The sequence below is a fragment of the uncultured Parabacteroides sp. genome, assembly GCF_905196875.1.
GTDB lineage: Bacteria > Bacteroidota > Bacteroidia > Bacteroidales > Tannerellaceae > Parabacteroides.
The window spans coordinates 15,458-39,895 of the sequence record NZ_CAJJWO010000041.1 but is presented as its reverse complement, the minus strand read 5'-3'; the positions used below and the strand labels follow the sequence as shown (position 1 = coordinate 39,895).

11 protein-coding genes are annotated in these 24,438 nt (G+C 45.7%); 3 read left to right on the top strand and 8 right to left on the bottom strand.

Annotation, left to right across the window (positions count from 1 at the left end; genetic code table 11):
• Nucleotides 1-30 precede the first annotated feature (30 nt).
• The 5 genes from QZ076_RS14105 to QZ076_RS14085 form a co-directional block, all read right to left on the bottom strand.
• Entirely contained in the window at nt 31-1,050 is a 1,020-nt protein-coding gene (locus QZ076_RS14105) for an ABC transporter ATP-binding protein (protein WP_293714013.1), read from the bottom strand.
• Complete coding sequence (locus QZ076_RS14100) at nt 1,050-2,084, bottom strand: iron ABC transporter permease (RefSeq protein WP_293714011.1); 1,035 nt, start codon at nt 2,082-2,084, stop codon at nt 1,050-1,052. The genes QZ076_RS14105 and QZ076_RS14100 overlap by 1 nt, the downstream gene beginning before the upstream one ends.
• 5 nt (nt 2,085-2,089) lie before the next feature.
• Nucleotides 2,090-4,090 (bottom strand): fructose-1,6-bisphosphatase, encoded by a 2,001-nt coding sequence (locus tag QZ076_RS14095; protein ID WP_293714009.1) that lies wholly within the window; start codon nt 4,088-4,090, stop codon nt 2,090-2,092.
• A 67-nt stretch (nt 4,091-4,157) separates the two neighbouring features.
• Entirely contained in the window at nt 4,158-5,582 is a 1,425-nt protein-coding gene (locus tag QZ076_RS14090) for an MFS transporter (protein ID WP_293714007.1), read from the bottom strand.
• 257 nt (nt 5,583-5,839) lie between these two features.
• Complete coding sequence (locus tag QZ076_RS14085) at nt 5,840-8,947, bottom strand: DUF6383 domain-containing protein (RefSeq protein WP_293714005.1); 3,108 nt, start codon at nt 8,945-8,947, stop codon at nt 5,840-5,842.
• Between the two features lie 775 nt (nt 8,948-9,722).
• Between QZ076_RS14085 and QZ076_RS14080 the strand changes: the two genes are divergently transcribed.
• Entirely contained in the window at nt 9,723-13,787 is a 4,065-nt protein-coding gene (locus tag QZ076_RS14080) for a two-component regulator propeller domain-containing protein (protein WP_293714003.1), read from the top strand.
• A gap of 40 nt (nt 13,788-13,827) precedes the next feature.
• On the opposite strand, the gene QZ076_RS14075 is transcribed toward QZ076_RS14080, so the two are convergent.
• Nucleotides 13,828-15,033 carry a glycoside hydrolase family 88 protein gene (locus QZ076_RS14075; RefSeq protein ID WP_293714001.1) on the bottom strand — a complete coding sequence of 402 codons (1,206 nt, stop codon included), beginning with the start codon at nt 15,031-15,033 and terminating at the stop codon, nt 13,828-13,830.
• 7 nt (nt 15,034-15,040) lie between these two features.
• Complete coding sequence (locus QZ076_RS14070; RefSeq protein ID WP_293714029.1) at nt 15,041-16,933, bottom strand: heparinase II/III family protein; 1,893 nt, start codon at nt 16,931-16,933, stop codon at nt 15,041-15,043.
• Between the two features lie 697 nt (nt 16,934-17,630).
• Between QZ076_RS14070 and QZ076_RS14065 the strand changes: the two genes are divergently transcribed.
• Nucleotides 17,631-20,837 (top strand): TonB-dependent receptor, encoded by a 3,207-nt coding sequence (locus QZ076_RS14065; protein ID WP_293713999.1) that lies wholly within the window; start codon nt 17,631-17,633, stop codon nt 20,835-20,837.
• A gap of 34 nt (nt 20,838-20,871) precedes the next feature.
• On the top strand, nt 20,872-22,587 hold the full coding sequence (locus tag QZ076_RS14060) for a RagB/SusD family nutrient uptake outer membrane protein (protein WP_293713997.1): 1,716 nt from the start codon (nt 20,872-20,874) through the stop codon (nt 22,585-22,587).
• Between the two features lie 98 nt (nt 22,588-22,685).
• On the opposite strand, the gene QZ076_RS14055 is transcribed toward QZ076_RS14060, so the two are convergent.
• Nucleotides 22,686-24,437, bottom strand: a complete 1,752-nt coding sequence (locus tag QZ076_RS14055) for a RagB/SusD family nutrient uptake outer membrane protein (RefSeq protein WP_293713994.1) — start codon at nt 24,435-24,437, stop codon at nt 22,686-22,688.
• Nucleotide 24,438: the final 1 nt, after the last annotated feature.

Below are 24,438 nucleotides of genomic sequence, written 5' to 3'. Positions count from 1 at the left end.
AGTAACACTACTGTATTAATACAGGCGGCATTATAGTGCTATTCCCTCCTCTCTTACCGCTTCAACCAAGGCTGCCACTCCAAACAGTTTTCTCACTTCCCCATTTGGTAAAGTAAGCAAAAGTTCATTGGAAGAGAGACAGTTCACATTCATCAGTCCTTCCTTTATCGGGGCAGGTCGATAACCGTTCCTTATAAGCGCATTCCCCACCCAGTAAGAGACCAGGAAGTCTCCTTCCACTCCAACAGGGCTGACCGGCGCTTTGGTGTTCAATTTCCCGGTAGAGGGATCGAAAACGATACCTTCCTTTCCGAAGAAAGATTCGAAGGCGCCGCTCAGGATCAGGTCTTCGGGCGTACCGCAAGCCATCGGGCGGCCTTTTTCCTGGAGCCAGAGACAGTCGCCCATCTGGATGGCCAGGTCGAGGTCGTGGGTAGAGAGCAGGATCGCTTTATTTTGTTCCATTGCCAGGCGATGCAGCAGGACCATCGTTTCGATACGGCTGGTTACGTCGAGGAAGGCCGTCGGTTCGTCCAACAGGATGATGGGGCATTGCTGCGCAAGGGCTTTGGCGATCATGGCTTTCTGCCGTTCGCCGTCGCTCAGTTCAGATACGTAGTTGTGTGCTTTGTGGGCAATGCCGGCTGCCGCAAGGGATTGCTCGATGATTTCCTTATCGGTGGCCTTCAGTTGTCCGAAAAAGCCGGTGTAAGGGTGGCGTCCCAGCGAAACAAGTTCGTAGACGGTGATGCCGCCCGCGTTCGTTTTTTCCGTCAGTACAACACCTACGGTGAGGGAAAAGTTGCTTTGGGAATAAGACGCCAGGGGCTTTCCCATCAGGGAGATATCGCCGCCCAACGGGGGCTGGAAACCGCAGAGGGTACGCAACAAGGTAGACTTGCCGGCTCCGTTCAGGCCTAACAGACAGGTTACTTCTCCGGGAAAAAGACGTAGGTTAAGATCGTCGTGGATGACCTTGTGTTTGCCTCCTTTCAGCCGGTAACCGATGCTCAGGCGGTTGGTTTCTATTACAGGTGTCTGTCTGCTCATCAGTCGAAATATTGGATATTCTTACGGTTCACGATCACATAGATGATAACCGGGGCTCCGAGCATCGGGGTCACAGCATTCAGAGGGAGGATGTTGTTGGTTCCGGGCATCACCATCAATATATTACAAAGCAGGGCGATGCAGGAGCCGGCAAGCATCGTGACGGGCACCAGCATCTTATGGTTGGATGATCCGAGCATCAGGCGGGCAATATGCGGCACAGCCAGTCCGATAAAAGAGATCGGGCCGCAGAAAGCAGTCGTCGTAGCGGTCAGCAGACCGGTACAGAAGAGGATCCCTATGCGGGTCCGCTTGATCTTGATTCCCAGGTTAGCAGCATACATTTCTCCCAGCAACAGGGCATTCAGCGGCTTTATCAATAGGATAGCCAGAAGCAGACCGGCAAAGGTGAAAAGGAGGAAGTAAGGCAGCTGCATCAGGGAAACGCCTGAGAAGTTACCTAATCCCCACATCACGAAGGCATGTACCTTGTCGGTGGATGCGTAATAGTTGAGTACCGATATCAGGGAGGATGCCAGGTAACCGATCATGATTCCGATGATAAGCAGCATAACGTTGCTTTTCACCTTGGCCGAAAACCAGATAATGAGTCCTAATATGCAAGCAGCTCCGGCGAAAGCGGCCAGGATAACGGCCAGGTACCCGCTGATGGGGAGTTCGGTGACCATGCTTAATGTTCCGCCAAAATAGAGCATGATGGCAGCCACACCCAGGTTAGCTCCGTCGCTGATCCCGAGGATAGAGGGGCCGGCCAACGGGTTACGGAACAGTGTCTGCAACAACAGTCCGCTGGTTGCGAGCGAGGCTCCGGCCAACAACGCCGTTACAGCCTGCGGAAAACGGCTTTGCAGTATGATATTCTGCCAGGCCAGACGACCGACGTCTTTTCCCAAAAGGATATCGATCACGCTCTCCAACGGAATGGACACGGCACCGTACACCAGGCCGCCCAGGAATAATAGAACCATCAGGGCGGTTAACAGTAAGGGAGACCAGGTTATTCGTTTTTGCATATATTCTAATATTCATTACGCTCCTTCTCCTTGATAAAGCCATTGCGATAAGCATACAACAGCTTCTCCAGATCATGTATCTGCCGTTGCAGGTCAGCGCCTTTATCCGTATCTTTTACCATTTGGCGGTGGGAACTCAGTTCTACTACAATCGTGGTGGAACGGATGTCACGGCCCTCTTTGATCGCCTGGTCGGTCGACAGGAACGGTTCGTGCTGTACCAGCTGGAAACCGCGGGAGTGATAGACCAGCGTATAGCCGGCAATCCCAGTCTCAGGATGATAGGCTTTCGAGAACCCGCCATCGATCACCAACAATTTACCGTTGGCTTTGATCGGATTCTCCCCCTGAATGGAACGGACAGGCACATGCCCATTGATGATATGGCGGTGTACGCCTGTCACACCGAATTCATCCAACAGCATATCACATATCTTTTCTTCTTCACGAAGGGTATAATAAGCTCCTTTCTCCTCCTTCTGCACACTCTTATCGTCGATAAAACAACGTTCGAAAGTCGCCATCTTACTTTTGTCGAACAAGGGAGAGTCTTTTCCTCCCCAGAGATACCAGATGTAATCCAGAGCGAAGTCCTTTTCAGGCGAGTCTTCCGAGTCGAAATAGGCCGTACGGATCAACTGATCTACTTTATCGAGCAAGCTCTTCCCTTTATATTCCTGTCCTTCGATACATATACTTTTCAATGTCCCGTCCGCATTCATCGGAACAGACGCATGAAACAGCAGGTTGGAATTGCACACCTGGTACATGCTGCCGTGCCTGAACAGGCAACGCATATGTTTCTTCAATTTCTCGCTACATTCAAACGAATGCTGGATACGACGAATCAAATCTTCCTCCTCGATAGACAAGGCATAGGGATCTTTCGGATTAATGGTAGGCCAGTTCTTGTCTTTCAGTTCGAACTCTTTCCCGTCTACAGTGATGGTTCCGCGCTTCAAGTCGATGTGGTGAAGCAGCAAGCGGTCGTCCATCTCGAACTCGGGACGGCGGCGGATGATCTCCCCTTCCAGCTTGAACTGGATAATCGTTATCGCCTTGTGCATCTGCGAGATCAGGCGGATCGTCTTTTCATCGAACGCAGAGTCGGACGCGTTAGTCTTCGGCATAAACAGATCGCAGGGATCATCGCCATACACATCCATCGCGAAGGTGGCCAAAGGAAGCAGATTGATGCCATAGCCATCCTCGAGTGTCGCCAGGTTACCGAAACGCAGGCACATACGGATCACATTGGCAATACTTCCCAGGTTACCGGAGGCCGCTCCCATCCACAAAACATCGTGATTACCCCACTGTATATCGAAATGGTGATAGTCGCAAAGCGTATCCATGATGATATGAGCGCCCGGGCCACGGTCGTAGATATCACCGATCACGTGTAATATATCGATCGTCAGCCGCTGTATCAGGTTACACATGGCGATAATGAAATCGTTGGCACGCCCGGTGGAAATGATCGTCCGGATGATCTGGTCGACATAAGCCGACTTATTCGGTTCGACCGACGATTCGTGCAACAACTCCTGGATAATATAGGAGAATTCTTTCGGCAAGGCCTTACGGACTTTCGAACGCGTATATTTCGACGATACATTCCGGCAGACGCGCACCAGCTGGTTGAGTGTAATCAGATACCAGTCGTCCAGATCCGGTTCTTTGGTCCTGACCAGCTCCAGTTTCTGTTCGGGATAGTAGATCAACGTGCATAACTCCTTCTTTTCAAAGTCACGCAGGGTGTTGCTGAATATTTCATTCACTTTACGCTTGATCGCTCCGGAAGCATTCTTCAGGACATGGTTAAAGGCCTGGTATTCTCCGTGGATATCGGACAGGAAATGCTCCGTTCCCTTCGGGAGATTCAGGATAGCCTCCAGATTGATGATTTCGGTACTCGCATCAGCGATAGTCGGGAAACTACGTGCCAGCAATTGCAGATAGCGCAGGTCACCAAACACATATTCGGGTGTTATATCTTTCGTCATAAAATGTATACTGTCTTTTTCCGTGCAAATATAAGCAAATACAGGGAGACAATCCTTCTCAAAAGTATTATTTACGGGAGGTCACCCGATCATATACGAACAACAGGAACGCAGTTCCCACCCCGATAGCCAGTATGACCATTCCCAGACGGGACGGATCATAAACATCCCAAAGAAGGTTAGTCAATGCCTGGGGCGTCAGATCCACCTGCCGGGCAACTTCTTCGAAGTAGGCATTGTTGGAAAGTCCGTCGGGTATTTGCAGTCCTTTTTCCTCGGCAAATTTCTGAACAAGCATCACCTTATCCGACATCTGCTGATAGACGACACCGGAGATAAAACCGGCCAGTACGTTCCCCAGAAAAACGGGGATGAAAGAGTATCCCATATAAAGTGCTTTCTTATCCGCGGGAGCGATACGCCCGATATATTCCGTGATCTTCGGTGAACCGGCCATCTCTCCCATCGAGAAGATAAGGATAGCCACCATCGTAAACAATACATTCTGCGATGCGATAGTCAACGACATACCGATCGAACAGACCAGAAACCCCGACATCATGGAGCGCAGCGGTTGCATCTTCATCACGATACTCGACACAAGCACCTGGAAGGTGATGATATAAAGTGCATCTATATTCGTCACAAACTCAGCATCCATCACACCCACCCCTGCACTGTAATGTTTACTGATAAACGGGATATAGGCATGAAAGAAGTTATACAATACACTGGTATCCACCCATTGAGAAATAAATACCGGAAGGGTGAAGAAAAGCTGATTATACATCGTCCAGAAACCGGCGACGATCAACAGAAAGAGGATGAATTTAACATCCTTAAGTATACTTCCCATATTTCGGAAAATAACTTCGAACGTCTTCAATAAAGAGTCGGTACTTCTTTTCCCGTCTTCACGCCCCGGCTCCTTATAAAAAAACAACAGGATGAAATTCAAGGCAATGACTCCGGCGGACACATAAAAGATCAGATGTGAAGAGCCTTTGAACAATAGGGTGACCATCGGTCCGAAAAAGGCTCCGATATTCACCATCATATAAAAGATCCCGAAGCCGATCGAGGCTGTCTCATTCGTCGTTGTCTTCGATATCGTAGCCGAAATAACCGGTTTGAAAAGGGCCGCTCCTACGGCAAGGTAAAGATACATGATAAATACTCCGGTAAAGGTCGTGAACATCGGAAGGAGGATAAATGCCGATGTATAGATCAGGAATGCCAGATAGAGTACTTTCTTATATCCGTAGCGGTCGGCAATAGCTCCCGTCAATACAGGCAGGAAATATAAGATACCGGTTCCTACTCCCATCAGAAGCCCCTTCTGGCTTTGTGAGAATTCCAGTCCCCCGGCATCCGACGACCCGGTTAAATAGTTGGCAAACAGCATAAAGAAACCGTACCACGCCCAGCGTTCAAATAATTCGATCAGATTAGCCACCCAGAATGTGCGTGGAAAGTTAGTAAAGACACCCATAGTAATTGTTTTTCAGAATATAAGTGTCGTAAAGATAATAAAATTACTTTTCTAAAACGAAAGCCCCGGCAGGAAATCCTGTCGAGGCCTTGTTTTGTCTGTTGTTGCTCTTCACAGAGATCGAACAGAAGAACTTTATTTCATTACTTTAGTATTAATATCGACTGCTTATTCACCCTCTCGGGATACTTGGATATTCATTTGTAGAGAAAACCGCACAGTCAATTTAGAATTATTTGATTATAAATAATTGCTTATTATTTTACGATTGCTTTAACAGCAGCTTCGCCTTCTACAGCTACGATCACTACACCTGCAGGAACAGAGATTTCAGCTTTATCAGAAGAGATGACTGCGTTAGCTACAGTCTGGCCAAGTACGTTACTGATAGTAACTTTCTTGCCCTGAGCACCAGCGATGATCACTTTACCTTCAACTGTTGTTACTTTTACAGTAGATGTTGTGATATCTTCGTTAGCTACTGGATTACCCTTGAAGTTTTCTTCCATGTTGAATACTTCACCGTTAGTATAGCTGTTTGTTACAACAACTGTACCGTTTACCCAACGCAGGTAACCTTCGTTATGAGCAGATTTGTTGAATGCATCCAAGTCTGCAGCATTGTAATTCTTAGACTGAGTCTGGATCTTGAATGAACCAGCGTTGTTATCTACATAACGGAATGCAAACTTAGCTACATTGAAAGCAGGATCAGTCATACCTAATTTTACTACTTCACCACCCTTACGAGTAATATACAGTGTATCGTTTGTATGAATACCTTCTACGAATGACAACTTAGCCAGGTTTTCGTCTGCTTCAACCATGTTGATATACGGATTGTTGTGCAGGTGATCCTGTTTGTAAGCATAAGCAGTGTCGATCAGGTTGATCAGGAAGCGGCCTTTTACTACAGCCGGATTTTCTTTTGCGTCAGCGCAAGGACCACCATGTTCTTCTCTCCAAGCATCTGTGTTGTGTTCAGGATTGTAAGGACAGTAAACAGAGTTTTCTTTGTCTACATTTACAGCCAATAGATACTGGTAGCAAGTGTTGTCAACACCGTTTACAGTGCGGTTTACATAAGCTGTATCAACGAACAATGCAGGGTTTGCACCAGTTACACTGTTGTTTACATTCAGGAAGCTCAAAGTTTTTCCGTCTACAACAGATTTAGCATCTGCTTTTTCGAACAATACTTCTGTAGGATATTCTTCACGGTAAATTCTTACTGTGTCACCCCATGCAGCAACAACCTTGCGGTATTCCGGAGCATCAATCGGATCAACAACCATCAGAGAGTTTGCGTCGTCTGAATAAGTTGCAACATTTTCCCATGTACCTTTGTTTGCACTGTTCTTCAGGTATACTTTGTTAGCACCGTCAATAGCAGCTACAGGAACAACATTACCTTTATCGTAAGTATTATTAAGATCCAAAGTTACATAATTATATGTATTACCCGGTTTCTTCTTCAATGCAAAGAACTGAGCTCCACGAGGAGTAACCTTATTATCCTTATCGCAAATGTAATATTCAAGATTAATTTCACCGTTCATCTTTACATATTCACGATTACCTCTGTTCTGGAATACATACGGAAGAACAGCCAACGTACTCTTTGATTCAGTAGTAAGACCTGTTGTTGCATTATAAGTATATAATTTGCTGTTTACCAATACAGAGTCGATCTGTGTATTGTAATCTGCAGCAACTTTCTTGATCAATTCTACATTCCACTGAGTAGCTTCTTCCTGATTTACAGTTGCACCGATCTGGTGAGTACCGTGATTTTCAGCCCAATAAGCAGGAACGTCACCGTCTGCATTACGACGAGACTGACCCAGATAGAAAGTTGAGTTTTTCAATACCTGATCTGCATATACAGCGTAACCATCAGTGTTAGTAACAGAAGCAACAGGAGTGATCGTGATCAGGTCACCATCTTCGATACCATTACTTGAACCACCAACGATAGTAGCTTCATAACCACCTTCAACAATACGCAAAGAAGAAAGACTAACTGCAATAGCTGTATTTTCACGGTTTGTCAAAACCAAGTTACCGCCAACGATGCTCGGAGCCCACATTGTAGAAGGATCTTCAGCTACAAAGTCTACAGCTTTCACGAAATCATCTTCAACTGCAGCACCAGCAACATCATATCTCAAACCTAACACGCCGTTGATTTTATATGTGTTAGCAGCAGTTTCTTCGCCAGTCTTCACATAGTTAACCTTAACGAACTGACCTGTCAATAATGTCTTGAAGTCAAGAGTGTTTGAAGCTCCTAAAGCTGTTCCAGCCCAGTTTGCAGCGTTAGCACCTAAATCTGCCGGATTAAGAGCAGTTAATACATTAGTTCCGTTTGATACGTTAACATACAAACGTTTGTTAGTATTCACCAATACCTGAACAGCATTTGTTCCGTTGTCAGCTTTGTTAATAATGAATTGAGCAGTGGCAGCGTTAGCACCTGCAGCCAATAGTTTTGCATCAGCCTCGCTAACCATTTTAAAACCACCCTTAACTGCATTTGTTCCATTCAAAGATGCATCGAAAACAAGATATTTATTATCCTTATTTTTCAGGTAAACAGAAGTCTGTGCTAATGCAACTTCAAAATCAGGAGAATTGAAGTTCATGGCAGTCAACTTGCTGGCAAACAACTCTGCACCAACAACTGTTTTATCACCATAAGTAACAGCTACACTAAAGCCATCTTTCAACTCTTTATTCAAATCTTGACCCTGAGCAGCAGTAGTAAATGCTGTTTCTACCGGAGAGAACAATGCTGCAGTAGCAATGTTAGTACTGTAATCGGCATCAGAATTTGCAGAAAGAGTGATATCTGTACCGTCATACTCTACATAAGCAACTTTTCCATCAGTAGCTTTTACAGCCAGTGCAAAGAAAGTTCCGTTCACAGCAACCGAACCATTGTTCTTTACTGGAACAACTTCGAAGTTAGAGAAACCACCTACGCTAAGCACATTACCATCCTGGTTTTTAATCTGACCATCCACGGCTACAGACCAATAAAAAGATGTAGCATTGGTATAAGTATCACCCTTAAATCCAGTATCATAAGTTAGAAACTTGTTGGCAACAGCTGCCGTTGTTGCATTCTGAATAAGATACAAACGAGAATCGTTTGCAAATGTAGATAACAACTGTCCTTCAACACCGGCAGTTGCATCCCAACCATCCTGAGCGTCAAGGTCTGTTTCTACAGCTGCCACAGTAGCACGAGTAGAAACTACAGCTGTAGGAGCTGTAACCATTGGAGCCGCTGTACCTGCGAATGCTGAAAAAGCCGATGCAAATAACAAGCTAGCTACAAGTGTAGAAAACTTTTTGTTCATAATCAATAAATTTAATATTAATAATAGTGTTATAAATAACCTGTTCAAAGCCTATTCCTGATAGGCTAGCTAGCAATAATGACTAGCCAAAACGTTCCTTTTTTCTAGTCATCTTTTTATGACTATTCTCATTGATACCCGAAACGGGGCTTTTTGTACTTGTTTCGCTATTGTGTTGATAAGAAAGGATATATATGAAGAAAAAAAATAAGAGAAAAGATTGGTGGTTAAAAAGATTGTCGTAATTTTGTGACTAGAAAAAAGGAACGTTAAAATTAGTCAGTCATTTTAACCACTCTAGGCATTATATATCAACATATACATAGATATTACAGCAATCTACCGGAAAGAGCTAGAATATAGCTTCTTATATATAATGTACACACGCGTACATTAGTATTATTAGTTGCCTGGACGAAAAAAAGCAAGGTTTTCACAGAAACAATTGTTAATGGAGCTAAAATGGGCTATATTTGCCCTTGTTAAGGACTTCCTGAAGGCGCTTCTACTTCATCTTCCACATTATTTTTTTGGCATATATTGTGCTATTGCAATAGCATATATTATGTAACTGCAATGGCATATATTCCGCAAACATTGTTCCCTGAAGCAATGGGCAAAAGTGGCAGGAAAATCATTATAGTTGAAATCTGATTTCATAATGCGTATAAGTTTATTGGTTGCTTGTACAACAAAGATACCTATTTATATGAGCTATTGTGCTAAATAATTCCGGAATTTATCAGTATCTTCGCCTTCAAATAGCGCAAAAACCATGAGAAAACTGATTATCCTTTTCATCTTCCTGAATACTCTTTCTTATGCTTTCCCTATCTACTTCAAACATATCGGGACGAAGGAAGGGCTTTCTCAACTATCGGTCATGTCTATTTACCAGGATGAACTGGGACGTATGTGGTTCGGGACTGAGGAAGGACTGAATGTCTTTGACGGCGTTCATGTGACCGCATACAAACCGACGCTTGCCAATGCGGACGAACATGAATTCCCGGTAGGAAACAGCATCGATTGTATAACCGGAGATAACCAGGGAAATATCTACTTTAATTCCGATAACTCACTGGTACGATACAACCTACACTTCCAACAATTCTCCTGTCTGAAGAAATCGAGAGTCAACGCCATCGGTTTCGGAGACGGGCAACTTTGGGTGGGTGTTGCCGACTCTATCTTCACCTGGGATAAGGAGGCCGAAGCACTTCAGTTCCGTTTCAAGCTCGAGTATTCCTACCAACATGCCACTTATATCATGGTCGATTCACGGAGGCGGTGCTGGGTCGGGACAAATGCCGGCTTATATATGCAGGAGGGCGATGCGTCTCCCGCCTGCATCATTCCGAATGAGGATATCTACGCCTTGTTTGAGGATTCCCACGCCAACCTGTGGATATCGGCACGCATGAACGGGCTTTACAAAAGAGAGCCGTCGGGTAACTTCAAACGATACCGCTACGATCCACAGAAACAGAACAACCTGTCGAGCAACCAGGTCAGAGGTATTGTTGAAGATAACTTCGGGAACCTGTGGATCGGGACATTCACGGGACTGAACAAATACAATCCGTATGACGACACCTTTCAGGTCTATACTCGCGACCTTCTTCCGGGCAGCCTGGCTCATTCGTCCGTATTCCCGGTTTATAAAGATCACCAGGGCAGTATATGGCTGGGGACATACTATGGAGGAGCGCATTATTTCAACCCGGAAATGGATCTGTTTACCGTCTATACAGCCGACAGCTCGAGGGGCGATTGCCTCAGCTTCCCTTTTGTCGGACACATGACGGAAGACAAAGACGGGAATGTCTGGATATGTACCGAAGGCGGTGGCCTCAACCTGTTCGACAGGAAAAAAAAGACCTTCACCTACTTCATGGCCGATCCGGGAAAAAACTCCATAGCCCATAATAACCTGAAAGATATTGCTTACAGTGCACAGCGCAACAAACTCTATATCGGTACGCATACTGGCGGTCTGTCCATCTTCGATCTCTCCCGGAAACGATTCAGCAATCCTTACTTTGAAGTTCCGGCCTATGCCGTATTGGCCGGCGACAGGATCAATCAGATGTGTATCTGGAAAGACAAATACCTGGTCTTCCTCACCCAATGGGGTAGCGCCAAGATGGATCTCGACACGGAACACATCAGCCCGGTGTTCAGTAGCGGAAAGCAATATGGTAACCATTGTTTCCTGATCGATTCGCACGACTATATATGGATCACGACCGGACGGGTGCTCAACAGGATCAACCTGAATGACGAACAAGACCGGACTGTTTTCTATTGTGGTGAGAACGGACTCGGCAATCAGCCTATCTCTGTTATTTATGAAGATAAGGAAGGGGCTATTTTCTTCGGCACACAGGGAGCCGGTTTATACAAATACGATGAGAAGAACAAGGCCTTCAAAGGTTATACAACAGACAACAGTCTGATCTTAAGCGACTATTGCTATAATATCAAAGAGTCGACACAAGGTTATCTGATCGTATCCGGCGACAAAGGGCTCTCTTTCTTCGATCCCGTGCAGGAACAATTCAAGGTCGTGGAACAAGGGACTGCCCTTCCGGTATCAGGCATCAATAAAGGTTGCGGACTGTTGGTCTGCCAAAACGGTGAGATATTTGTCGGGGGCATAGACGGGGTGACAACGTTCTTCGAACAGGATCTGTTTCGTCCGGCCAAAGACTACCGATTGTACTTCTCCGATTTATATATCAACAACGAAGCAGTGCAGCCCAACGACCGGACGCATATATTATCGGACGCGCTGCCTTATATCCATGAAATAGATCTGAGACACAACCAGAATAACCTGATCGTCACCTTCAATTCAAACAACTACATCAATACACTGAAAGAAACAGCCTACGAATATATGCTGGAAGGTTTCGACGATAAATGGATCAGCAACAACAACAACGACAACAGCATCCAATACACCAACCTCAGCCCGGGAAAATATACATTGATCGTACGCGAGAAGCAATACGATCCCAAGGTTGAACCGCAAACGATCCGCATGGGAATCGTTATCCATTCGCCGTTCTACGCGACTCCACTCTTCTACCTCTTGTATATATTGGTAGGTGGCGGGCTAATCTACGGTTTTTTCCGCTTCAAACAGTCGCAGTTGCTACTCCGGACATCGCTCGAGTTCGAACGGAAGGAGAAAGACAGGATCGAAGAATTGAACCAAGCGAAACTGCAATTCTTCTCCAACATCTCGCACGAGTTCCGGACGCCGCTCACACTGATCATATCCCAGATCGAACTATTGTTGCAAAGTAGTTCACTAGCGCCTTCCACTTATAACAAGCTGTTGAAAATATACAGAAATACGCATAACATGCGGACATTGATCAGCGAACTGCTTGACTTCCGCAAACTGGAACAGGGGCATGTGAAGCTGAAAGTATACGAACAGAACATCATCCCGTTCCTGAAAGAGATCTATCTCTCTTTTTACGAATATGCCTCCGGCCGTTCAGTGACATATAACTTCACCACCCAGGAGGAAAGTATCCTGTGCTGGTTCGATCCGAAGCAAATGCAAAAGGTCTTTTACAACTTGCTGTCGAATGCGTTCAAATATTCCAAGCCGGGGGCTGCGATCGAAATGGTGGTGGAGGAAAACGAACAGGCCATCATCATCAAAATTATCGACAACGGAATCGGTATCGGCAAAGAGGATATCGACAAGATATTCGACCGCTTTTATCAGGCCGGCAGCAACACATCCGGTCTGACACAGCCCAGTACGGGGATCGGCTTATCGCTGACCAAAAGTATCGTGGAACTACATCATGGTAAGATACAGGTGGAAAGCACGCCGGGCTACGGAAGTATATTCATCGTTCATTTACCCAAAGGACAGGCTCATTTCAAAGAAGATGAATGTAAATTTGTCGAACCCGAAAATGAAGGGATGCGGAACGAAATACTTCCGGAGACCATCATTAAGGAACTTCCCGAAGAAACATCCGAATTATCAATTGTAGAAACAGGTACAACCTATACCGTTTTATTGGTGGACGATAATGAAGAATTGCTCCAGATACTGAACTCCCTTTTCTCTCCGGTCTACAACGTCCTATTGGCCCGCAACGGCAAAGAGGGGTTGGAGAAGGCCCGGAGCGAAAGGCCGGATATTATCGTGAGCGATATCATGATGCCGGAAATGTCGGGAACGGAGATGTGCCTGAAGATCAAAAACGATTTCGATATCTGCCATATACCGGTGATCCTGCTTACGGCTCTCGGTTCTGCGGAACAAAGTATCGAAGGTCTGCAACGTGGTGCGGACGATTATATCAGTAAACCGTTCAATGCCCGTGTACTGCTTGCCCGTTGCAACAACCTGGTACGCAACCGCATTATCCTGCAAAAGAAATTCAACGAACAAAGAGACTTCGACACACAGTCGCTAGCTAGCAACCCGATCGACCAGAAGTTTATGGATGCAGTCAATAAGATCATTGAAGAAAACATGGATAATATGGAGTTCGATATGAATACGCTAGCTAAAGAACTAGGACTGAGTCGCAGCTCGCTATATGCTAAGTTCAAGGCCCTCACCGGTATGACTCCAAATGACTTCGTTCTGAATTGCAAACTGAAACGGGCGGCCACCTTACTGATCACCCGGCAGGACCTGCAAATCGCAGAGATCTCCGACCTGTTAGGCTTCGGCTCTCCCCGTTATTTCACCCGTTGCTTCAAAGCTCAGTTCGATACGACACCGGCGGAATACAAGAAGCGGCAAGCATCCGACAACGAACAGGCATCGAAAAAAAATGGACAGGCATCGCTTTAACGACGAATGCCTGTCCAATCCATATTAAATAATAATCTGTTTATTTAGCTTCTATATCTTGTTTACGTTTTAATGCTTCCATGAAATAATAGTCGGCATAATTCAGCGGGACGTCTATTTCTGAGTTGTGTGGTATACTGCCTACCGAGTGCATCAATAGGAAATTACCATTTGTGCCTAAGGCCGCACGATAAGCCGGAGAGGCCAGCGAAGTCATTATACCGTCGGCGTAGGCTTTATAATCTGCTGCGTTTTCCACATCCAGCGTGCTGATCTCGTATAATGCAGAGGCGATACAGGAAGCGGAAGATACATCGCGGGGTTCGTTCGGTATATTCGGGGCGTCCATATCCCAGTAAGGAATAAGGTCGGCCGGCATGGCTTTATGGTTCTTCATGAAGTTGAATGTCTTCAATGCCTGATCCAGATATTTGCGATCGCCTGTCTCCCGGTAGCAAACAACGTACCCATAGATAGCCCAGGCCTGTCCGCGGCTCCACGCTGATTCGTGCGCATATCCCTGTGCGGTATGGCGGTGACGTACGGAACCGTCTTTGAGACTGTAATCGATTACATGATAGCAACTGCCATCCGGACGGAAATGCTCCTGCAAAGTACGGTCGGCATGTGCAACAGCTATTTTATAGAAAGAAGAGTCGCCGGATAAACGGGTCGCTTCGAACATCAGTTCCAGATTCATCATATTGTCGATAATCACCGGACATTCCCAACCTCGTTCCGACTGCCATCCGCGATCCACATTCCACGACTGGATCACCTGGGGAGCTTCACGAAAACGGGTGGACAACGATTTGGCAGCCTGTACCATCACGTCTTTATAAGACGGATCGGCTGTCAGGCGCAGGCCGTTACCGAAACTACAATTGATAATAAAGCCGATATCATGATGCCAGGTCAGGTTCTTAGCTTCTTCAATGGCTAATGTATATTTCCGGGCTAGCGGAAGCAGAGCCGTATCTCCGCTCAGTTCATACAGATACCAGACGGAACCGGGGAAAAAGCCGCTACGCCAGTCACCATAACCACAATAATAGACAGAACTGTCGGCTTTCAGTGTCACCGGATTAAGGCATTCACCACTTGCTTCGATTACTGCTATTTCATTACCGATCTGGGCACGGGCAAAATCGACATTCTCGTCGACAAAGCTTTTTTCTACTGTTTTAGGAGCTCCCCCACAAGAGATCAGAAATGCGGAGAAGGCCAGGGCGATCCAATTTTTCATTCTTTCTTTATTTATTGTTTTGTTTTATTGTATACACATATGTTCCGGAGAGGGCTTTCTTCTTTGCCGTCAGAGAAAGGCGATATATCTCTTTTCCCCACACATTGGATAAACGCGGATCATCCAGCGTAATAGTCTCAAGCGAAGGAGTAAAACTGTTTTTGTCGTATTGCAGGTTTACCTTTTCGCCATTTACTTCGATAGCGACTACACCGGGAGTGGCAATATCCACTTTACCCCAGGTCAGGAAGTTGACGCAGTTGAAGTCTTTCAACTCATTCAAAGTGAATGTATCTTTGATCTTCAATTCTCCTTTGCCCAGCGTATAGGAACGAAGCCACTTATTAACTCCGGCTTCTTCGGGATAAGCTGTAGCAATGTTCGCTGAGAACGTACTGCTCTTCGGACTGAAAGAAACATCCGTTGCTTTATATTTTGCTCCGAATGATTGGGGAACACCGTTTATCATCGGTAAGTTATGATAGTTGCTTTGCATGGTCCAGATCGTATATCGCTCGCTACTGAACGTCTGGCGGGTATAAGTTCCTACACCGGCATCGATAAAGACCGGCGTCGTATGCAGGTAGAGCGAGAAAGTTCCGGCATCGTTATGGTTATGACTTTCATTATTATAGCCCCCCTTAGCAGCGAAGAAAAAACCGGATTTGTTTGTCATATAGCAGAACTCTGTTTCCGGGTACCAGGTATAAGCGGGCGATTCGTAGACAGGTTTTACCTGCTCCATGTCTTTGGCATAAAGAATGCTTTGCAATGTGCGGAATATGTCTCGCCCGGAAGAAGGGGCTTTCTGCTTCGACAGGCTGCTGAGATAAGCGGCATACTGCATCATCACATCGCTGCCCACTGCTTTTCCATAGCGGAAGATGATCGGTGCATCTCCTCCCCCTTTGGCGGAAGCATCGGCAAAGTTCACCACCCAGCCGTTCCCAACGTATGAACGGGCAATGTATTCACCCATGTTCCTGATCATCGGTTGGTCGAACAGACTGATCTTACCGCCAGTTCCGTCATATAATAATTGTAGATAGTCATACATCTTTCCGGCAGCATGTCCCCAATAGGAAGGACCTTCTTCGCAAGCCCCGTCGGAATGGGTATAGTTGATGAATTTATCGACAGAAACCATCGTACGGTAAACGGCTTTTGCCAGCGTTTCTTTATCATTTTCCAATAACAGGAAACATTGCAGGGCATTCGAGTTACACCACGGATTCCAGTTGTTTACCAAAGTTCCCGGTTTATAGTCGAAAGCCATCCACCAGAAGCGATCTTCTTTCATATAAGTATCGAGAATACGTTCCTGCAACTCATGGCGCAAGCGTTCGGAGATAACCGGGTTTACCTTGTCGAATTCGGAATGGAAGAAGTAGTAAGTCCATGAAAGCAACGACCCCATGTCGCCAGCAGTGAGATCGATCACGTGTTCTTTATAATCCGGTAAGGAACGGGTAGAACGTTGGGCACTCAGATGAGCGGACAATACCCAGGAAGTCATTTCACAGGATTGGTAGACGCCATTGATAAGCTGGTCGATAAAACGACCTTTACCTTCAGCCAGTTCTGCCATCAACAAATCGGCCAGGGCAGTATTATTACTACCGAAAGGATCTTCCATGATCCGACGGTTGCCGCTACGTTCATATTCTATATAATCGGTTGCCTTTACGACTTTCCATTCGTAATCAAGCTGCTTCTCTCCCCGTTTGATATAAGCATCTTTGTAGTCACCCAGAAATTTGTCCCAACCGGCGCGGTCGGTATAAAATGGATATGGTACCCACTTTTGATCGGGTATCAATACTGATTTCAATTTTTCCACATTAGCAGCCTGTTGCAACAAGTCTCGTTCGACGTACGCGTAAACAGGAGCAGCCAGCATAAGCAGCAGGCATAATAAGGTCACATTCTTGTATACATTCATAAGTCACATTTGTTTTCATGGTGATACACAAAAGTAGAAAGAAAGTCTATAAATGACAGGATTATTTATCCAATTCATGTGCCCCTATTGTCCAGAAATGAAGTTTTAACGGGTTTTTCCCATAGGCGTAGTTCGTATAGAACTAATGTCAAAACAGTGCAAATATAAACGTTAATTATATTAATGGATGTATAATTTTATCCATTAATTATGCACTAATTGTCCAGTATTCATACGTTAAAAATCATATCAAACTGGTTATTAGTCAATTCTGTTTATGTCGTAAATCATAGATTTAAAGACTTTAAACATATTATTCATTCAGAATCCCGTTCTGGAAGAAATATTAATCAGCCATCTTTGTTACTTAAATCAGCTTCTTTATCCCTAAAAACGGACTTTTCTTCATGTTATTCTTTCGTTTGTCTTGCCGTTAAGTTACTCATTTAGATAATATAATCCCTCCACAACAGAGAATCATCAAAGACTATTTAAAATTCAAGCTTTCCCTGTCGGCAAATCATAAACACCATAGTTCTATACGAACTATGCTTCTACTAAGTATTTATGTAGACATACGGAATATGGAAAACACAAAATGACAATTACAAATGAGAAAACTATTATCTAATTATTAACTAAATCTGGTGTTATTATGACTAAAGATTTTACTCACTTTCACGTATCGAAGGCGCTGTTTTTGGGAACAACCATGTTCCTTACATCCATAAGCGAGATGTCGGCGAATCCTTCTGTTGAATTATTGAGGCCCACAGGACCTAGTGCAGCAGTAACATCGCCACAACAGGCGAAGCAAACCATCAAGGGAGTGGTACAGGATGCATTCGGCCCGATTGCCGGAGCAAATGTTATCGAAAAGGGAACTACCAATGGTACAATTACCGACATGGATGGTAATTTCACTCTAGATGTAGCACCCAACTCTATTTTGGTTATTACATTTATCGGATATAAAGAACAACAGGTTCCGGTAAATAACCAGAAAACCTTTAACATTAAACTCACCGAAGACTCACAGGCATTGGATGAAGTGGTTGTGGTTGGTTACGGTACGCAGAAGAAAGTGAACATGTCCGGTTCGGTGACCTCGGTAAATGTGAGTGAAATGGCCGAGAGTCGTCCGTTGACCAACATTTCTACTGCATTAGCCGGTACTGCCCCCGGTGTACAGATCACATCCAGCAACAACCTTCCGTCCAATAACGGCGATGCGGATATTAAGGTACGCGGTCAGGGTACATTGAACAACTCTTCGCCACTGGTTATCATCGACGGGGTGGAAGGAACACTGAACAGCGTAAGTCCGCAGGATGTGGAAACAGTCAGCGTATTGAAAGATGCCGCATCTTCGGCCATCTACGGTTCACGTGCAGCCAACGGTGTCATTCTGATCACGACTAAACAAGGTAAATCCGGCAAAATGAAACTGGATTATACCGGTTACGTATCATTCCAGACACTGGACCAGCCATATGAAGTCGTTTCCGATTACGCCAATTACATGGAATACCTGAATGAAGGAATGGCAAACAGCAACAAGCCCAAACCATTCTCCGAGAACGTGATCAATCTCTGGCGTGAAAAGTCCAAAGACCCGAACGGGCTGAACGAATATGGCATGCCGAATTATCTGGCATATCCGAACAACAGCATTTTCGATGTGTATGAAACCGGTGTTTCCCACCAGCACAATATCTCCGCATCCGGAGGTTCGGAAAAGATCACCTATTACACATCTTTCAACTATCTGAACAACCCGGGCATCCTGGAAAACTGCGGTTTCGAGCGTTTCAGCCTGCGTGCCAATGTCGACTCACAGGTAAAAGACTGGTTGAAGATCGGGGTAAACCTGAGCGGATACACCTCTAACACAACGCCGGTCAGCGACAATATCGACGATATTTATACCTATGGCTTAACAGGCGGTAACCCGGGTATCGCCTATCTGGACGATCAGAACCGACTGGGTATCAATGCCAATGCGGAAGATGATCCTCAGAATGCAACGAACAACCCGTATAACCGTCTGAGAAATGTTTCCGGTAATATCCAGGTCAACACGTTAAAGACCCGTCTGTATGCTGTCCTGACTCCTCTAAAAGGATTGACTATACAAGGATCATACACGTATGACTACTATGATAAGTTCAAAGAGAGCAAACCGAATTTCGTTCCGATGTACAACTTCCAAACCAACACCCTGTATACCGACGGTGTAGGCCAGACCAGTATCTCAAATTATAACGAAAAGACATTCAGGAATTTTATGGACGCGACAGTTCGTTACGAACGTAACTTCTTCGACGACCGCCTGAGCACAAACCTGATGGTCGGCGGTAGCCAGGAACAGTACAAACGGCAGTTCTTCAGCGGCACCCGTAAAGACCTGATCGACCCGTCATTGAATGTAATCGAAGGAGCTATCGGTGAATCATCCACGACTGGTAATGTCACCGAGTGGGCCATGCGTTCATTCTTCGGCCGCCTCAACCTGGGTTGGGATGACAAATATCTATTGGAAGTCAACCTGCGTGCAGACGGTTCTTCACGCTTCCTGGCAGACAATCGCTGGGGTTACTTCCCCTCTTTCTCTGCTGCATGGCGTATTTCGGAAGAAGGTTTCATGGAGAATACCAAGAACTGGCTGGACAACCTGAAGATACGTGCATCTTACGGTTCATTGGGTAATAATACATTAGGAGACAATCGCGATAATGACGGTAATTATACTTCACAATCCCTGTACGCGCAAACAAACTATGTATTGGGACGCGCCGTTGCCATGGGACTTTCACAGACAGCGATCGCAAATGCCGCACTGACATGGGAAACGACTTATATTACCAATGTCGGTCTTGATTATAATGTATTAGGTAACCGTCTGTCAGGATCTGTCGAATTCTTTAACAAAAGAACAGAAGGTATCCTGATCGATCTTCCGGCACCGAAAGTGCACGGTAATGCCACTATCCCCAAGCAGAATTCCGCACAGATCACCAACAGGGGGCTTGAGTTCTCCACCAACTGGAGCGATAAGATCGGAAAAGATTTCTCTTACAACGTAGGTTTCAACTTCACTTACATCAAGAACAATGTAGATAAATTCAAAGGTAAAGATTATACGATCAAAGATGCAAGAATCCTGCAGGAAGGTCTTCCTATCTGGTCATTATATGTACGCGAAGTCGACCGTATCATCCAGACAGACGAAGATCTGGCAATCGTACAAGCCATGTTGGATAACCCGGCTGTAAAAGGTAAAGTGGTATTCCCCTACGGAACTCCCCAGAAAGGTGATATCCTCTACAAAGACCTCAACGGCGACGGACTGGTAAATGACGACGACCGTACCGTTATCGGTAACGGACAAAACCCGACATTCACCTATGGTGTGAATCTGGGCTTCAACTGGAAAGGCATCGACTTCTCCACATTAATACAAGGACAAGCAGGTATCAAAGACGTATATCTGAGTGCCTTGTATAAAACGACCGTCCGTCAAGGATATCAGTTGAATGCAGATGTTATCGACGGGCGTTGGTATGAAGGTCGCACAGACGCCAGTTATCCCCGTTTACTGGATTACAGCGATGCAAGAAACGAGCAATACTCCGACTTCTGGGTAACCGACAAGTCTTATCTGAAGATACGTAACATCACATTGGGATATACGTTGCCGACAGCCTGGTCGAAAGTAGCTTATATGGATAGAGTCCGGTTCTACGGCAGTTTGGAAAACTTCTTTACATTCACGAAATGGAAAGGATACGACCCGGAAGTAAATGGTATCAAATATCCTACCATGCGCCAGGTAGTCGTTGGAGTCAATGTTACATTCTAATCATGATTGTTGAACTTATAAACGGAATTACAAAATGAAAAAATATATTATGCCTTTTTTAGCAGCACTTCTGGCATTAACAAGCTGCTACGACCTGGACAGGGCACCTTACGACCAATTAAGCTCTTCTACCTTCTGGCAGACAGAAGCCCAATGTAAGTCTGGTCTGATGGGAGTATATGCATCCCTGAAAAATACCGACCTCTACGGCAAAATGTTTATGATCGACGTAAACTCTGACGTAGCCGTAGGTTACGACCAGTACGAAGCCCTCCAGCTGGGAACCTGTACCCCACGAACCAGTTTCCTCAACGGGAAATGGCAGAACGGATACAACGGTATCCAGCGTGCCAACCTTGCCATCCGCTGTATCGGTGAAGCACCTATCGACGAAACGGCAAAGAACCAGATGCTCGGAGAAGCCCATTTCCTCCGTGCCCTGATATACTTTCATCTGATGGATTACTTCGGAGGTCTTCCTCTCTATGACGAAACGACCAATCTGGAACAGGATTTCAACGACCTGATGAATCCGAGAAGTTCTGCCGAAGACACACGTGCGTTCATCATTGCAGACCTGGAAAAAGCGCAGAACTCAGGACTTCCGGATACATGGGATGCAGCCAATTATGGTCGTGTAACGACTTCTGCCGTAGAAGGGTTGTTGGGTAAGGTATATCTGTACAGTAAAAATTACGACAAAGCGATCGAACATCTGGAAAAATCGACCAGCGGTCATGAACTGTACGAAAACTTCGCCGACTTGTTCAACCTGACAGGACACACTAGTTCGGAAATGATCTTCTCGATCATCAATCTGGGTGGTACAGGTAATGATTACGGTATGCCGCTGTGCTTCTACGCCGGCACACGTAACTCATTCGGCAGTTGCTGGAATAACACCCTTCCTTCTGTCGACCTGGTCGACATGTATGAATACAAAGACGGACGCCCTTTCAACTGGGATGAATTGTTCCCGGGATATACAACCGACAATCAGGTACGTGAACGTGTATTCAGATGTACAGTGAACGATGCCGGCGACGAAATCCTCGACCAACCGGCAGAATCCGCAAAGATCCTGGAAATGTACGAACAACGTGACCCGCGTATGTCGGCTACAGTGATCGCTCCTTACAGTACTTATCTGGGATGGAACCGCAACGAAGAGCGCCTGATGACATTCATCTTTGCAAAAAATACCAAAGGAGATGTGGTAGCAGTGAACGAGAACAATGGTTTCATGCGTAATAATAAGGGAGGTTGGGAAACCTATTTCTGGAGAAAATTCGTACCGGAAGGAGACTGGAACGGTGCTATCACGAACCGCGAACATACACCTGTAAACTTCCCGATCATCCGTCTGGCTGATGTTTACCTGATGCTGGCAGAATGTTACAATGAAACCGGCAACCAGACGAAAGCAGTAGAATACATCAACAAAGTACGTGCCCGTGCGGGTATCGCATTATTGAACAGTGGTCCTTCTTACCTTGCGGCAAACTCGAAAGACGAAGTCTTCCAACGTATCTTCCGTGAAAGAGCCTATGAACTGGCTGGTGAAGGTGTTCGCGACAGTGACCTGCGCCGTTGGAAATTGTCACACACATTACTGAATCGCGAAGAATACGGTATCACCGGCAAGCGCCTGTTGACACGTGTATTCCGTGAAAACCGCGATTACCTGTGGCCTATCCCGGCAGAAGAAATAGAAATGAATGATCAGCTTGAACAGAATCCTAACTGGTAATTATCTATTTTCTGAATTATTTTGATCACCTAGGTTAGGTTTTAGCAGAGGGTATGCTTTTGGAAGCATACCCTCTTTTGGTTAGACAAATACACGAACTAATCTATCCAACCACTATTCTGAGTCAGATTATTGTTCATCTGAATTTCTGATCTAGGAATAGCCCAGTTGTACAGGTAATCACCACCCCATGAATAGGATGCCTGCATAGAACCCCAGATCTGCTTCAAGCCTGCTCCACTCTTAAACTTGGTTTCGTGCCAGGTCTTCCAGCGCATTTCGTCAAAGAAGTTAACACCTTCGCCGGCAAATTCCCAACGACGTTCGTTACGGATGCGGTCGCGCATATTATCCTGACCGGAAACCTGCGTATACTGATTACTGTTTAGCAGGGCGACACCGGCACGGGCACGAACTTTATTCACCCACTCGATCGCTTCACTCGTTTTACCCTGTTCATTCAGACATTCAGCCAACGATAATACGACATCGGCATAACGGATAAAAGGAATATCGATCGGAGAATACTCGCGGTTTGGAATTTCCGAGGCACCTTCAGCCACAAATTTACGGAACAGATAGTAATAACGGTTGTTGGTATCTGTTTTCAAGTCGAACGGATCGGCAGTATCGAAACCTCTGTACGGCCAACGAAGCGTATATGTGTAGGATGTCGCACCATTAGCTCCAAAATACTGTGCATACGGAGTAATGACAGTTGCCATCAGACGAGGGTCACGGTTTTCATAAGCGGCCTTAATACGGGCTTCGTTTCCTGTTGGCAGATATTTAGACAGATCGGCACCGTCTTCAGTCATCTTTGTCTTTTCGGCATCCGTCATCTCATCACGCAGGAAATAAACAGATCTTTTTGCCAGATCCATCGCATTATACCCCGGTATAAAATCATCCCAGTCGAACGGCTTTCCATCTGCACATTCGTATGTCTCAACAAAGTCTGTGCTTACCAGATAGGTATTCCAGCAGGAGCCGAAAGAACTACGCGTACCATAACGGAAAGTAAAGTTGTTACCGTATCCGCTTTCACCGATACATTGCAGGGAGAATATCATCTCCTCACATTGTTCATTGGCTTCTTTGAACAGCTGCTTATATTCACCTTGGAATAATCCGTATCCCAGATCACCCACTTTACGCAGGTCGGCTTCCGCTTTCGCCCATTCGTTCATCCACATATATACCTTGCCACGAAGAGCATAAGCGGCACCTTTAGTTACACGGCCATAAGCAGCATCACCGGTAGCATACTTATCCGGCAGATCTGCCGAATTGATCGCATCCGTCAAATCGGTAATGACCTGAGCCCATACTTCGGCTTCCGTATTACGTCCTTTCACCAGCTCATCCAGTTCGGCCGGCTCCAGATACAAAGGAACACCTTTATACATCATGTTCAACCGGTAATAGAAGAAGGCACGCATGAACTTGGACTCTGCTGTCAAACGAGCAAGCTTCGACTCCGACAATGGAGCCTTCGGTAAATTGGTTATCGCATCATTACAGCGACTGATCCCTTCATAATTGATTTTCCAGTAACCGGAGAACTGTCCGTCGCCGGTTGTCGCATTACCTCTTAATAAGGAGTAATTTCCATCACGATAATCGGCCGAAACGCCATAACTGTCGAATTTATGCAGGTCGCCCGCTACGTTCTCGGAACGGAGCACATTATAAATGCCTGTAACTCCCATATCGGCCAGGTTCTCTGTCGTCCACATGTTTCCGGACGCAATCGAGTCATACGGGGTCAGATCCATCAAGTCGCTGTTACACCCTGTCAGCAGAGCGATAGAAGCGCCTAATAAACAAATATTCTTTATTAATTTCATA

Bases quoted from the DNA above. Each gene is read 5' to 3' on its own strand.
- QZ076_RS14105 (WP_293714013.1), bottom strand. From the start codon at position 1,050: ATGAGCAGACAGACACCTGTAATAGAAACCAACCGCCTGAGCATCGGT.
- QZ076_RS14100 (WP_293714011.1), bottom strand. From the start codon at position 2,084: ATGCAAAAACGAATAACCTGGTCTCCCTTACTGTTAACCGCCCTGATG.
- QZ076_RS14080 (WP_293714003.1), top strand. From the start codon at position 9,723: ATGAGAAAACTGATTATCCTTTTCATCTTCCTGAATACTCTTTCTTAT.
- QZ076_RS14075 (WP_293714001.1), bottom strand. From the start codon at position 15,033: ATGAAAAATTGGATCGCCCTGGCCTTCTCCGCATTTCTGATCTCTTGT.
- QZ076_RS14055 (WP_293713994.1), bottom strand. From the start codon at position 24,437: ATGAAATTAATAAAGAATATTTGTTTATTAGGCGCTTCTATCGCTCTG.
- QZ076_RS14090 (WP_293714007.1), bottom strand. From the start codon at position 5,582: ATGGGTGTCTTTACTAACTTTCCACGCACATTCTGGGTGGCTAATCTG.
- QZ076_RS14095 (WP_293714009.1), bottom strand. From the start codon at position 4,090: ATGACGAAAGATATAACACCCGAATATGTGTTTGGTGACCTGCGCTAT.
- QZ076_RS14065 (WP_293713999.1), top strand. From the start codon at position 17,631: ATGACTAAAGATTTTACTCACTTTCACGTATCGAAGGCGCTGTTTTTG.
- QZ076_RS14060 (WP_293713997.1), top strand. From the start codon at position 20,872: ATGAAAAAATATATTATGCCTTTTTTAGCAGCACTTCTGGCATTAACA.
- QZ076_RS14070 (WP_293714029.1), bottom strand. From the start codon at position 16,933: ATGCTGGCTGCTCCTGTTTACGCGTACGTCGAACGAGACTTGTTGCAA.
- QZ076_RS14085 (WP_293714005.1), bottom strand. From the start codon at position 8,947: ATGAACAAAAAGTTTTCTACACTTGTAGCTAGCTTGTTATTTGCATCG.